The following is a 12,845-nucleotide window of genomic DNA, read 5'->3' as shown; positions in this document are numbered from 1 at the left end:
GTCTCCTTAAAGGCCCAGAATCATTTTGGAAATCACGTTGCGCTGGACCTCGTTGGAGCCACCGAAGATCGTGATCTTTCGCAGGTTGAAGTAGTGCGCGGCCAGCGGCGCGATGTCGTCCTGGCCGGTGATGGCATGCGCGCGCTTGCCGTCGAGGTACTCGGGGTCGAAGGCCAGCCCGCCCGGGCCGGCGGCCTCGAGCTGCATCTCGCTGATCGCCTGCGAGATCTCGGTGCCCTTGACCTTGAGCAGCGAGGCCTCGGGGCCGATCTTGCTGCTCGCGCCGTCGGCCACCAGGCCCAGCGCGGTCATCTCCAGCGCCATCAGTTCGATCTCGACGTCGGCGATGCGGGCGGCGAAATGCGGGTCCTGCAGCAGCGGCTTTCCGTTGCGCTGCGCCTGGGTGGCGCGGCGCTTGAGCACCTTGAGCTCGCGCTTGGAATTGCCGATGGCGGCGATGCCGGTGCGTTCGTGGCCCAGCAGGTACTTGGCGTAGGTCCAGCCCTTGTTCTCCTCGCCGATCAGGTTGGCCACCGGCACCTTCACGTTGTCGAAGAAGACCTCGTTGACCTCGTGCGCCTCGTCCAGCGTGATGATCGGGCGCACCGTGATGCCCGGCGTCTTCATGTCGATCAGCAGGAAGGAGATGCCCGACTGCTTGGTGCCTTCGGTGCTGGTGCGCACCAGGCAGAAGATCATGTCGGCGTGCTGGCCCAGGGTGGTCCAGGTCTTCTGGCCGTCGACGATGTAGTGGTCGCCCTGGCGCACCGCGCGGGTCTTGAGCGAGGCCAGGTCCGAGCCCGCGCCCGGCTCCGAGTAGCCCTGGCACCACCAGTCCTCGGCGTTGTAGATGCGCGGCAGGTAGTGCTGCTTCTGCTCCTCGCTGGCGAAGCCCAGCAGCACCGGCGCCAGCAGGTTCAGGCCGAAGGACAGGGTGGGCGGCGCATAGGCCAGCGCGTACTCCTCGGCCCAGATGTGGCGCTGCATCGCGCTCCAGCCGGTGCCGCCGTACTGCACCGGCCAGCCCGGCGCGATCCAGCCCTTCTTGGCCAGGATCTTGTGCCAGCGCACCGCGTCCTCGCGCTGCAGGTGGCGGCGCGCGCGCACCTTGTCGCTGAGCTCCTTGGGCACGTTCTCGCGAAAGAAGGTCTGCACTTCTTCGCGAAAACGAAGGTCTTCCTCTTTGTACTCCAGATCCATGATCGACTCCTTGGTTGAAAAATTGGGCAAAGCCTTCCCCGGAGGCGGCCCGAAGGCCGTCTCTGAAGCGGACGTTGCGTGGACTTATTTCGTGGTGTTCAGGTCACTGAACCTGCGGCCGCTGGCCACCAGTTCCTCGAGCAATTTCGAGGGCTTGAACTGCGGCCCGTAGCGGGACTCGAACTCCTGCATCTTGGCCAGCACCTTGGGCAGGCCCACGGCGTCGCCGTAGGCCATCGGGCCGCCGCGGTAGACCGGCCAGCCGTAGCCGTTGACCCAGACCACGTCGATGTCCGAAGCGCGGATCGCGATGCCCTCCTCCAGGATCTTGGCGCCCTCGTTGACCATCGGGTAGATGCAGCGCTCGAGGATCTCCTCGTCGGAGATCTCGCGCGTGGCGATGCCCTTCTTCTGCGCGAAGGCGCGGATCGCGTCCTCGACCAGCTTCGACGGCACGGCCGTGCGCTTCTCGTCGTAGTCGTAGAAGCCGGCGCCGGTCTTCTGGCCGCGCCGGTCCATCTCGCACAGCACCTCGCGCAGGGTCGAGCCCGAGGACTTCTCCCTGTTCCAGCCCAGGTCCAGGCCGGCCAGGTCGCTCATCGCGAACGGCCCCATCGGGAAGCCGAAGCCGTAGAGCACGCGGTCGACCGCCCAGGGCATCGCGCCCTCGAGGATCAGCTGGTTGGCCTCGCGCTGGCGCTGCGCCAGGATGCGGTTGCCGACGAAGCCCTGGCACACGCCCACCAGCACCGCCACCTTGCCGATCTTCTTCGCCAGCTGCATCGAGGTGGCGATCACGCTGTCGGAGGTCTGGTCGCCGCGCACCACTTCCAGCAGCTTCATCACGTTGGCCGGCGAGAAGAAGTGCAGGCCGATCACCGATTCGGGCCGCATGGTGGCCGAGGCGATCTGGTTCAGGTCCAGCGCCGAGGTGTTCGACGCCAGGATGGCGCCGGGCTTGGCGATGCGGTCGAGCCGGCCGAAGATGTCCTTCTTCACCTCCATGTTCTCGAACACCGCCTCGATCACCAGGTCGCTCTGCGCCAGGTCTTCCAGCGCCAGCGAGCCGCTGACCAGCGCCATGCGCTGTTCGATCGCCTCGACCTTGAGCCGCCCCTTCTTGGCGGTGTTCTCGTAGTTGGTGCGAATGGTCTTCAGGCCGCGGTCCAGCGCCTCCTGCCGGGTCTCGACGATGTGGACCGGGATGCCCACGTTGAGGAAGTTCATCGCGATGCCCGCGCCCATGGTGCCGGCGCCGATCACGCCCACCGTCCTGACCGGCAGGATCGCCGCGTCCTTCGCCAGTCCGGGCACCTGCCAGGCCTGGCGCGAGGCGAAGAAGTAGTGGCGCTGCGCGGCCGACTGCTCGCCCTTGAGCAGTTCGGCGAACAGCCGGCGCTCGAGCTGCAGGCCCTCTTCGAAAGGCAGGCGCACCGCGGCCTCGATGCACTGCACGATCTTCTCGGGCGCCTCGAAGCCGCGAAACTTCTTCGCGTTGGTCCGGCGGAAGGCGTCGAAGATCTCGGGGCGCGCACGCGCGGCCTCGACCTTCTCGTTCAGGTCGCGCACCTTGCGCAGCGGCCGCTTCTCGGCCACCACGCGCCGGGCCAGCGCGATCGCCGCGCCCTGCAGGTCGTCTTCCGGCGCGAGCTCGTCGATCAGCCCGCTCTGCAGCGCGTCGGCGGCCTTGACCATCGCACCCGAGGTGATCAGCTCCAGCGCCACCTCGGGCCCGACGATGCGCGGCAGCCGCTGCGTGCCGCCCGCGCCGGGCAGCAGGCCGATGTTCACTTCGGGCAGGCCCATGCGCGCGCTGGGCACGGCGATCCGGTAGTGGCACACCAGCGCGGTCTCGAGCCCGCCGCCCAGCGCCGTGCCGTGGATCGCGGCCACCACCGGCTTGGGGGAATCCTCCAGCACGCGCAGCACCTCGGCCAGGCCCACGCCGCTCGGTGGCTTGCCGAACTCGGTGATGTCGGCGCCGGCGATGAAGGTGCTGCCGTCGCAGCGCAGCACGATCGCCGTCACCGCGGGGTCGGCGATCGCCGACTGCGCCGCGGTGTGGATGCCGTCGCGCACCGCCGCCGACAGCGCGTTGACGGGCGGGGAATCGAGCACGATCACACCGACGCCGTCGATGGTGGAATAGCTCGTCACGTTGTTGATCTTCGCCATGGATGTCTCCTGTGGAATGCGGTCGCTCAATAGATCTCGAACAGCCCGGCCGCGCCCATGCCGCCGCCGACGCACATCGTCACCACGCCGTACTTGGCGCCGCGGCGCTTGCCCTCGATCAGCACATGGCCTGCCATGCGCGCGCCCGACATGCCGAAGGGATGGCCGATGGAGATCGAGCCGCCCGAGACGTTGAGCCGCTCGTTCGGGATGCCCAGCTTGTCGCGGCAATAGAGCACCTGGCAGGCGAAGGCCTCGTTGAGCTCCCAGATGCCGATGTCGTCGATCGACAGGCCGTGCAGCTTGAGCAGCTTCGGGATCGCGAACACCGGCCCGATGCCCATCTCGTCGGGGTTGCAGCCGGCCACGGCCATGCCGCGGTAGGCGCCCAGCGGCGCCATGCCGCGGCGCTCGGCCTCCTGGGCCTCCATCAGCACCATGGCCGAGGCGCCGTCGGACAGCTGCGAGGCATTGCCCGCGGTGATGAAGCGGCCCTGCTTGACCACCTGGCCGTCCTTGAACACCGGGTTGAGCTTCTGCAGGTCTTCCAGCGTGGTGCCGGGGCGGTTGCCTTCGTCGGCCGAGATGGTCATGGGCTTCTCCGACACCGCGCCCGAGACCTTGTCGGTGAGCGTCATCACCGTCGACATGGGCGCGATCTCGGCGTCGAAGCGCTTCTCGCGCTGCGCCTGCGCGGTGCGGGCCTGCGACTCGACCGCGTAGGCGTCCTGCTCCTCGCGCGAGATGCCGTAGCGCTCGGCCACGATCTCGGCCGTCTCGATCATCGCCATGTAGAGCTGCGGGATGTTGGCCTGCAGGTAAGGGTCGCGCGCCCGGTGCGTGTTGGGCTTGCCCGACTGCACCAGCGAGATCGACTCCAGCCCGCCGCCCACGGTCACCTGCATGCCGTCGACCACGATCTGCTTGGCGGCGGTGGCGATGCCCATCAGGCCCGAGGAGCACATGCGGTCGATGGTCATGCCCGCGACGGTCTGCGGCAGGCCCGCGCGCAGCAGGCTCTGGCGCGCGGTGTTGCCGCCGCTGGTGCCCTGCTGGGCCGCGCAGCCCATCACCACGTCCTCGATCAAGGCGGGGTCGATGTCGGCGCGCTGGACCGCATGCGAGATCGCATGCGCGCCGAGCTCCTGCGCCTGGGTGTTGTTGAACGCACCCCGAAAGGCCTTGCCGATGGGGGTACGGGCGGTCGAAACGATCACGGCTTCACGCATGTCTGGCTCCTGTCAATCAATGAATGAGAAAAAACGTCGATCAGAGAAATTCGGCGCAAGGCCTCCCCGGCGCCCGCGCGGGGCGCCTTGAAAAACCATCGCTGAGTGGAAAAAGGACGGACCTCTCGGCCCGCCATGAAACGCTTAGGCTGGCTGGCGGGAGGTGTCCTTGGCGGTCGCGAGGAACTGCTGCAGGTTGTCCCGGATGGCCTTCTTGTTGTACTTGCCGACACTGGTCTTGGGGATCGCCGGCGTGATCGCCACCAGCCGCGGCAGCATCCACTTGGTGATCTTCCCGGTGTCGACGCCGTGCGTGACCAGGAAGTCGACCACGTCGTTCTCGGTCGCGTCAGAGCCCGGGCGCAGGCTCACCAGCGCCATCGGCACCTCGCCCCAGACCGGGTCGGGCACGCCGACCACCGCCGCCTCGACCACGAAATCGGCCATGGCGATCAGGTTCTCGAGCAGCACCGTGGGCACCATCTCGGCGCCGCTGCGGATCACGTCCTTGAGGCGGTCGGCGATGATCACGAAGCCCTCCTCGTCGACCTTGGCCAGGTCGCCGGTGTGGAACCAGCCGTCGTACCAGACCTCGGCGGTGCGCTCGGGCGCCTTGTAGTATTCCTTCATCACCCAGGGGCCGCGGATCACGATCTCGCCCACGGTCTTGTTGTCCCACGGCACGGGCACGCCCTGGCCGTCGACCACCTCGACCTCGAGGCCCAGCGACGGCAGCCCGGTTTTGACCATCACCTCGTCGATCGCCTCCTTGGGCCACTGCACCATGTGCTTCTTGACGAAGGCGCCGATCGACACCGGCGCGGTCTCGGTCATGCCGTAGCCCGAGCCCGCGCGGAAATGCGGGATCGCCTTCTCGAGCTTGGTCTTCAGGCCCAGCGGCAGCGCGCCGCCGCCCACGCCCACGTTGACCAGGCTGCTCAGGTCGTACTTGTCGAAGTCCTTGAACTCCAGCAGCATGGCCGCGATGGTCGGCACGATGCCCACCGAGGTGACCTTCTCGCGGTCGACCAGCTCGCAGAAGCCGCGCACGGTGAAGGTGCCGGGCAGCACCACCTTCTGCGCGCTGAACACCGTGGTGAAGGGCGCGCCCCAGCCGTGGATGTGGAACAGCGGCGTGTTGAGCATGGGCACCGCGTTCTCGCCCAGCCGCTCGACCGCGACGAAGCCCGGCGTGTTGACGATGCTCTGGCGCGCCATGCCGTGCAGCGTCATCAGGTAGAGCTGGCGGTGGGTGAAGTTCGCGCCCTTGGGCTGGCCGGTGGTGCCGGTCGTGTAGCACAGCGTGGCGACGGTGTCCTCGGCCAGGTAGGGCCAGTCGAAAGTCTTGGCTTCGCCCGCGATCAGCGTCTCGTACTCGATCAGGTTGGGCAGCTTGCTCTCGGGCAGGCCGGGCTTGTCCGACATGTAGACGAAGACCTTCACCGTGTCCTTGATGCGCTCGTAGATGTTCTCCAGCAGCGGCAGCACCACGTCGTCGACGAAGATCACCGCGTCCTGCGCGTGGTTGATCGTGTAGACGATGTGGTCCTCGGACAGCCGGATGTTGATCGGGTGCAGCGTGGCACCGATGCAGGGCACGGCGTAGTAGAGCTCGAGGTGGCGGTGGGTGTTGTAGGCCATGGTGCCCACGCGGTCGCCCAGCGCGCCGGGCGTGCCCGGCTGGATCTGGAGCCGGCCCTGCAGCGCATGCGCCAGCTGGCACACGCGCTCGTACCAGGCGCGCCAGGTGAAGCGCTGGTAGTCGCCGCTGACGTGGTTGCGGTAGACCACGCCGATCTGGTCGGGGTAGTAGCGCACCGGTCGCTTCATGAAGGTGGTCAGCAGCAGCGGGTAGTTGGTGCTGAACTCGGGAAAGGTCTGGGCAGGCATGGGGTCTCCGTTGGGGGTGTTCACGCGTACAGGTGGCAGGCCACGGCATGGCCGCCGCCGTGCTCGCTCATGGCCGGGTCCTGCGTCTTGCACTTGTCCATCGCGGCCGGGCAGCGGGTGTGGAAGCGGCAGCCCGAGGGGATGCGCAGCGGGCTCGGGATCTCGCCCTTGAGCACGATGCGCTCCTTGTCGCGCTCGGCGTCCACGTCGGCCACCGGCACCGCCGACAGCAGGGCCTGGGTGTAGGGATGCTTGGGTGCCTTGTAGAGGTCGTCGCGCGAGGCGATCTCGACCACGCGGCCCAGGTACATCACGGCGATGCGGTCGCTGATGTGGCGCACCACCGCCAGGTCGTGGGCGATGAAGACATAGGTCAGGCCCAGGCGCTTCTGCAGGCTCTTGAAGATGTTGATCACCTGGGCCTGGATCGACACGTCGAGCGCCGACACCGGCTCGTCGCAGACGATCAGGCTGGGCTCGAGCGCCAGCGCGCGCGCGATGCCGATGCGCTGGCGCTGCCCGCCCGAGAACTCGTGCGCATAGCGGTCGGCCATGTCCGGCAGCAGCCCGACCATGCGCAGCAGTTCGGCGATGCGCTGGTCGTACTTCTCGCGGTCCTTGTCCAGGCCGTGCACCTCGAGCGGTTCGCCGATGATGTCGCGCACCTTCATGCGCGGGTTGAGCGAGCCGTAGGGGTCCTGGTAGACCATCTGCACGCGGCGGCGGAACTGCTTGACCTGGTCGCGCGTGAAGCTGGTCACGTCCTGCCCTTCGAACAGGATGCGGCCGCTGGTGGTGGCGAGCATGTGCATCAGCGCCAGCCCGGTGGTGGACTTGCCGCAACCGCTCTCGCCCACCACGCCCAAGGTCTCGCCGCGCTTGACCGAGAACGACACGCCGTCCACGGCCTTGACCGTGGCGACCTGCTTCTTGAACACCACTCCCTTCATCACGGGAAAGTGGATCTGCAGGTTTTCGACTTTCAGGATGTCTTCCATAACGCCTTCTTCGGATGGGTTGGAACCGGGACCAGGTGCTTCAGGTGTTGAAGCAGGCCTTGAGATGGGATTCGCCGACGGCCGTCAGCGGCGGGCGAGCCGCGGCGCATTCGGCCGTGGCCTGCCGGCAGCGCGGGCCGAAGGCGCAGCCCGCGGGCAGCGCCGACAGGTCGGGCGGCATGCCCTCGATGGCCTGCAGCGGCTGGTCGGTGTCGCTGTCGATGCGCGGGATCGAGGCCAGGAGGCCGCGGGTGTAGGGATGGGTCGGCCGGTTGAAGATCTCGCGCGCCGGGCCCTGCTCCACGATGCGCCCGCCGTACATCACGGCCACCCGGTCGGCGTAGCGCGCGACCACACCCATGTCGTGGGTGATCAGGATCATCGAGGTCTGGGCCTTGCGCGTGAGCTGCTTGAGCAGGTCGAGAATCTGGGCCTGCACCGTCACGTCGAGCGCGGTGGTCGGCTCGTCCGCGATGATCAGCCGCGGGTCGCAGGCCAGCGCCATCGCGATCATGGCGCGCTGGCGCATGCCGCCCGAGAACTGGTGCGGGTAGGCCGACAGCCGGCTCTGTGCATCGGGGATCTGCACCATGCCTAGCAGGTCGCGGGCATTGCGGTAGGCCTCGGCCCAGGAGGCGTTGCGGTGCAGGTTGATCGGCTCCGCGATCTGCTTGCCGATGGTGATCGACGGGTTGAGCGAAGACATCGAGTCCTGGAAGATCATCGCGATGCGGTTGCCGCGCACCGCGCGCATCTCCTCGTCGCTGAGCTTGAGCAGGTCCTGGCCGTCGAACAAAATCTCGCCGCGCTCGATGCGCCCCGGGGGCGAGGCGATCAGGCGCAGGATGGACATCGCGGTCACGCTCTTGCCCGAGCCGGACTCGCCGACGATGGCCAGCGTCTCGCCGGCGTTCACGTCGAACGAGACGCCGTCGACCGCGGTGACCATGCCGCGTTCGGTCCTGAAGCGGGTGGTGAGGTTTCTGACCTGCAGAACGGGAGTGGCCATGGTGGCTTCCTTTATCGATCGTGGGCTGGCGCAGCGCCGGCGGCGCTGCGGTCGGGGCTCGTGCGGATCAGAAACCCATCTTTTTCTTCATGTCCTGGTCGATCCAGACCCGGGCATGGATCGGCGCGTTGCGCCCCGCGCCGACGAAGAGCTCGCCGCCGTAGTTGCGCACCCAGGGCCACCAGGCGGTGTAGCGGTACGGCGCGGGCATCCAGATGGCCGGCGCCTGCTCGAGGATGAAGGCCGTGCTCTCGCGCAGGATCTGCTGGCGCTTGGCCTCGTCGCGCTCGCCCAGCGCCTCGACCACGCGGGCGTCGAACCTGGGGTCGTCCCACATCGGCGCGTTGTAGACCTGGCCCTTGCCGTAGTTGATGCGCAGCGAGGTGGTCGGGTTGACGTCGGGGATGGTGGTCAGGTAGCCCGCGCCGTTGGTGTGGCTGGTCATGGCCGACAGGTGCGCGCCGTACTCCATCGGCACGATCTCCATCTTCACGTTCACCATCTCGAGGTAGGCCGCGACCAGCGGCATCAGCTCCATCTGCTCGGCGTTGCAGGTGCAGATCTGCATCTTGAAGGCGAAGCCCTTGGGGTAGCCGGCCTCGGCTAGCAGCTTCTTGGCCTTGGCCGGGTCGTACGTGAACAGCTCCTGCACCGCGGGCGGCATGTCCTTGAGCGGCGTGTGGTAGCCCACGTATTCCGGATGCATCGGGAACACGAACATCTCGGCCTCGCCGCCGTAGAACTTGTCGATCACCTCCTGCTTGTTCACCGCCATGTTGAGCGCGCGGCGCACCCGCACGTCGGTGAAGGGCTTGGTGTCGACCCGCAGCGCGACGCGCGCGGCCGAGGTGCTGAGCCAGCGGTTCCACTTGACCTGCGGCGCGGTCTTCTTGAGTTCCTTGGCCGCCTCGGAGGAGATCGAGGACAGGATGTCGAGCTTGCCGGTGCGCAGCGCGGCCTGCTGCGTGGCCTCGTCCTTGATCACGCGGTGGACCAGCTTGTCGACGAAGGGCAGCTTGTAGGCGGTGCCGTTGATGGTTTCCTTGTCCCAGTACACCGGGTTCTTGACAAAGGTCAGCGAGTTGCCCTGCGCCACGTTGCCGAGCATGAAGGGGCCGGTGCCGTTGACGTTCTTCCAGTTGCCCGGGCCCGCATCCACCACTTCCTTGGGCACGATGCCCGAGAAGAAGCCGTTGCCGAAACGGTAGTCCCAGTCGGCCAGGAACTTGTTGAAGGTGAAGACCACCGTGTCCTTGTCCTTGGCGCTGACCTTGTCGATGTGGTCGTAGTAGCCCTGGGTCTTCTTCGCGCTGGTGTTCATGCGGTTGAAGCTGAACACCACGTCTTCGGCGGTGAGCTCGCGCTCGGGCATCACGCCCGCCTTGGCCGGGAACTTCACGCCCTTGCGCAGCTTGATCTCCAGCACCAGCGGCGTGACCCATTGCCAGCTCTCGGCCAGCTCGCCGCGGATCGCGTCGCTGGGCTGCCAGCCGCTGATGGTGAAGGGGTACTTGCCGCCGCGGCTCTTGGCCTTGCCCAGGTCGACCGAGAACAGTTGCTCGTAGAACTGGCCGGTGTCGCGGGTCTGCAGCGTGGCCTGCCAGTCGGCCAGGTCCCACGACAGGGTGGTGACGCCGGTGCTGGTGGTGGCCACATCGAGCGTTCCGCCGTACTTCGGCGTGTCGGCCTGCGCCATCGCCTGACCGGCCACCGAGGCCAACGCCATGCCCGTGAGGCCTGCGAGCAAAGTCCTGATCATCTTCATTGCCTGTGTCTCCTTCTGGTTTTTTGGGGGTGGGGTGCGGGGGCTCAGCGCGAGCCGCGCATCCGTGGATCGAGCATGTCGCGCAGCGCATCGCCGAACACGTTGATCGCGTAGACGACCAAGGTCAGGCACAGGCCGGGCGCCAAGGCGAGCCAGGGCCCCTGCAGCATGTAGGTGCGGCCGTTGCCGGAGAGCATCCCGCCCCAGGTCGGGTACGGCGGCGGCACGCCCAGGCCCAGGAAGGACAGGCCCGACTCGGCCAGGATGGCCGTGCCCACGCTGGAGGTGAACAGCACGATCAGCGGCGCGATCACGTTGGGCAGCACGTGGCGCCAGAGGATGCGCGGGGCCGAGGCGCCGATGGACTTGGCGGCGTGGATGTACATGTCCTCCCGCACCGAGACCACCGCGCTGCGCACGATGCGCGAGCCGCCGATGCCGATCAGCAGGCCCAGCGTGACGATGATCTGCGTGATGCCCGAGCCGAACACCGAGGCCACCACGATCAGCACGATCAGGCCGGGAAAGCTCATCCAGGCGTCGACGAAGCGCTGCACCACCATGTCGACCTTGCCGCCGAAGTAGCCCGAGACGATGCCGATGGCCGCCGAGATGAAGGTGGAGATCGCCGCCACCGTCAGGCCGATGACGACCGAGATCTGCGCCCCGTAGATGCAGCGCGACAGCAGGTCGCGGCCGAGGTTGTCGGTGCCGAAGGGATGACCCCACGACGGCGCCTGCAGCCGTGCGCCCATGTCCACCTCGTTCATGCCGTAGGGCGCGAGCAGGTTGGCGAACAGGCCGAAGAACAGGAACACCAGCGCGATCACCGCACCGGCCGCGCCCAGGCGCTTCTCGCGGAACAGCTTGCGCACGAACCAGCCCAGCTGGCTTCTCTTCGCCTTCGCGGGGCGACCGGCGGGCACGACGGGCGCCACCGTCGCGGCGGGATGGGCTTGCATCTTGGCTTCCATTAGCGCTGCCTCACTTTGGGATCGATCAGGCCGTAGCTCAGGTCGACCAGCAGGTTGATCAACATCACGGTCAGGCCGACCACGAAGAACACGCCGGTGACCACCGGGTAGTCGCGCTGGTTGACCGCGTCGAGCAGCAGCATCCCCATGCCGGGCAGCACGAAGATCTGCTCGAGGATCACGGCGCCGCCGATCAGGATCGGCGCCTGGCTGCCGATCAGCGTGATCACCGGGATCAGGCCGTTGCGCACCGCATGGCGGGTGAGGATCAGCGTTTCCTTGAGGCCCTTGGCGCGCGCGGTGCGGATGTAGTCCTGGCGCAGCACCTCGAGCATCATGGTGCGCGTCATGCGCATGGTGATGGCCGACAGCGACAGGCCCAGGATCACGGCCGGGATGAGCATCTGCTTGAGGTTCTGCAGCGGGTCCTCGCGGAAGGGCATGAAGTGGATCTCGGGCGACCAGCCCCACCAGATCGAGGGGAAGACCGTGACCATCGTGCCGACCCAGAAGCTGGGCACCGCCAGCATCAGCAGCGAGAAGGAGCGCGCGATGTAGTCGCCCGCGGCGTCCTGCTTCACGGCCGAGTACACGCCCACCGGGATCGCCACGCTGAGCGCGATGACCATGGCCAGCAGGCCCAGCTCGAAGGTCACGGGCAGGCGCGTCGCGATCATGCTCAGCACCGAATCGCCCTGCCACAGGGAGTGACCGAGGTCGCCGCGCAAGGTCAGGTCGCCGATCCAGATGCCGTACTGCTTCCACATGGGCTTGTCCAGGCCCAGGGTCTCGAGCAGCTGCTCGCGGGTCAGGTTGTTGGAGCCGGCGTCGTTCTGGCTCAGCATCAGGTCGACCACGTCGCCCGGCACCATGCGGACGATCACGAACACGATCACGCTGGCGATGAACAGCGTGGGCAGCAGGGCCAGGAGGCGTCTCAGGATGTAGGTCTGCATGGCCTCACCTGCCGCCGGGTCGGATGCGGGAGGAACGAGGCGCGGCCCTCGGGCCGTCGTCCCGGCGCCGTCGTCTTGCGGCAGGGAGCCGTTCACCGGCCCGCGTTGATTCAGTGCTCACCATTTGTCTCCTGTACTTCTTTCGAACCACCGGCGAAGCGCGTCACCCCATCGCCGGTTGCTGCCCCATCGCGGGCCCCTTGGGAGGGAACGTACCGAGAAAGCCAATCTGCATCGCCAACCGGCAGGGGCCGATCCGGCAGCACGGGCAAGCTCGATGAAAGAATCATACCGAGACCACTAAATCGGTCAAACCAATCGAGCCTCTCAGCCCAGTTTCCAGGGTATCCCCCTATGAATCAGGCGATTTTTGCAGCGCAGCAATACCGCCATAGGCCGTTTTTCACCTTCATTCGAAGAAAAAAATACACACCACAATTCCCAAAAGTCACCGGATCGAATCTGCAAAACGCTGCCAGCGCCTTTCATCGACCCAACAAGCAAGGCGCTCGTACATTGGCAACTTTCGTCATTGAAGTCTTGCCGAGCGCTCTTTCAGAAGCCGTGCTAGCATTCCAATGACCATACCGAACAAACAAATTAACGTACCCGTCAAACTTCTCCGTACCCAGAGCAGGCACAAAGAGAA

At 66.8% G+C, this 12,845-nt stretch carries 10 protein-coding genes; 1 reads left to right on the top strand and 9 read right to left on the bottom strand.

The window, feature by feature from the left end:
- Nucleotides 1-6: 6 nt before the first annotated feature.
- The 9 genes from A9977_RS15340 to A9977_RS15300 all read right to left on the bottom strand — a co-directional run bounded on the left by A9977_RS15340 (nt 7) and on the right by A9977_RS15300 (nt 12,196).
- Nucleotides 7-1,200 carry an acyl-CoA dehydrogenase family protein gene (locus A9977_RS15340; protein ID WP_183025726.1) on the bottom strand — a complete coding sequence of 398 codons (1,194 nt, stop codon included), beginning with the start codon at nt 1,198-1,200 and terminating at the stop codon, nt 7-9.
- Between the two features lie 84 nt (nt 1,201-1,284).
- A complete protein-coding gene (locus A9977_RS15335; RefSeq protein WP_183025725.1) occupies nt 1,285-3,375 on the bottom strand; it encodes a 3-hydroxyacyl-CoA dehydrogenase NAD-binding domain-containing protein in 2,091 nt (696 codons plus the stop codon).
- A 26-nt stretch (nt 3,376-3,401) separates the two neighbouring features.
- A complete protein-coding gene (locus A9977_RS15330; RefSeq protein ID WP_183025724.1) occupies nt 3,402-4,604 on the bottom strand; it encodes an acetyl-CoA C-acyltransferase in 1,203 nt (400 codons plus the stop codon).
- Nucleotides 4,605-4,748: 144 nt separating this feature from the next.
- Nucleotides 4,749-6,494, bottom strand: coding sequence for a long-chain-fatty-acid--CoA ligase (locus tag A9977_RS15325; protein ID WP_183025723.1), 1,746 nt, complete (start codon nt 6,492-6,494; stop codon nt 4,749-4,751).
- A gap of 20 nt (nt 6,495-6,514) precedes the next feature.
- The gene (locus tag A9977_RS15320) at nt 6,515-7,492 is read right to left on the bottom strand and encodes an ABC transporter ATP-binding protein (RefSeq protein ID WP_183025722.1); all 978 of its coding nucleotides are present in this window, start codon (nt 7,490-7,492) and stop codon (nt 6,515-6,517) included.
- A 40-nt stretch (nt 7,493-7,532) separates the two neighbouring features.
- Nucleotides 7,533-8,501 (bottom strand): ABC transporter ATP-binding protein, encoded by a 969-nt coding sequence (locus A9977_RS15315; RefSeq protein WP_183025721.1) that lies wholly within the window; start codon nt 8,499-8,501, stop codon nt 7,533-7,535.
- A 67-nt stretch (nt 8,502-8,568) separates the two neighbouring features.
- The gene (locus A9977_RS15310) at nt 8,569-10,266 is read right to left on the bottom strand and encodes an ABC transporter substrate-binding protein (protein ID WP_183025720.1); all 1,698 of its coding nucleotides are present in this window, start codon (nt 10,264-10,266) and stop codon (nt 8,569-8,571) included.
- A 44-nt stretch (nt 10,267-10,310) separates the two neighbouring features.
- Nucleotides 10,311-11,228, bottom strand: a complete 918-nt coding sequence (locus A9977_RS15305) for an ABC transporter permease (RefSeq protein WP_259651981.1) — start codon at nt 11,226-11,228, stop codon at nt 10,311-10,313.
- Between the two features lie 11 nt (nt 11,229-11,239).
- Complete coding sequence (locus A9977_RS15300) at nt 11,240-12,196, bottom strand: ABC transporter permease (protein WP_183025718.1); 957 nt, start codon at nt 12,194-12,196, stop codon at nt 11,240-11,242.
- 354 nt (nt 12,197-12,550) lie between these two features.
- On the opposite strand from A9977_RS15300, the gene A9977_RS15295 reads away from it, so the two are divergent.
- Nucleotides 12,551-12,778: a hypothetical protein gene (locus A9977_RS15295; RefSeq protein ID WP_183025717.1), complete on the top strand. Its 228-nt coding sequence runs from the start codon at nt 12,551-12,553 to the stop codon at nt 12,776-12,778.
- The last annotated feature ends 67 nt before the right edge of the window (nt 12,779-12,845 follow it).

Source organism: Variovorax sp. UMC13 (assembly GCF_014170375.1).
In the GTDB taxonomy this organism is placed as follows: domain Bacteria; phylum Pseudomonadota; class Gammaproteobacteria; order Burkholderiales; family Burkholderiaceae_C; genus Variovorax.
Note: the sequence above shows the minus strand (reverse complement) of the source record. Positions and strands in the feature narration are given on the sequence as shown.

What these genes read in the sequence shown, in the direction of transcription:
- A9977_RS15340 (WP_183025726.1), bottom strand. Translation starts at nt 1,200, where the DNA reads ATGGATCTGGAGTACAAAGAGGAAGACCTTCGTTTTCGCGAAGAAGTG.
- A9977_RS15335 (WP_183025725.1), bottom strand. Translation starts at nt 3,375, where the DNA reads ATGGCGAAGATCAACAACGTGACGAGCTATTCCACCATCGACGGCGTC.
- A9977_RS15330 (WP_183025724.1), bottom strand. Translation starts at nt 4,604, where the DNA reads ATGCGTGAAGCCGTGATCGTTTCGACCGCCCGTACCCCCATCGGCAAG.
- A9977_RS15325 (WP_183025723.1), bottom strand. Translation starts at nt 6,494, where the DNA reads ATGCCTGCCCAGACCTTTCCCGAGTTCAGCACCAACTACCCGCTGCTG.
- A9977_RS15320 (WP_183025722.1), bottom strand. Translation starts at nt 7,492, where the DNA reads ATGGAAGACATCCTGAAAGTCGAAAACCTGCAGATCCACTTTCCCGTG.
- A9977_RS15315 (WP_183025721.1), bottom strand. Translation starts at nt 8,501, where the DNA reads ATGGCCACTCCCGTTCTGCAGGTCAGAAACCTCACCACCCGCTTCAGG.
- A9977_RS15310 (WP_183025720.1), bottom strand. Translation starts at nt 10,266, where the DNA reads ATGAAGATGATCAGGACTTTGCTCGCAGGCCTCACGGGCATGGCGTTG.
- A9977_RS15305 (WP_259651981.1), bottom strand. Translation starts at nt 11,228, where the DNA reads ATGCAAGCCCATCCCGCCGCGACGGTGGCGCCCGTCGTGCCCGCCGGT.
- A9977_RS15300 (WP_183025718.1), bottom strand. Translation starts at nt 12,196, where the DNA reads ATGCAGACCTACATCCTGAGACGCCTCCTGGCCCTGCTGCCCACGCTG.
- A9977_RS15295 (WP_183025717.1), top strand. Translation starts at nt 12,551, where the DNA reads ATGAATCAGGCGATTTTTGCAGCGCAGCAATACCGCCATAGGCCGTTT.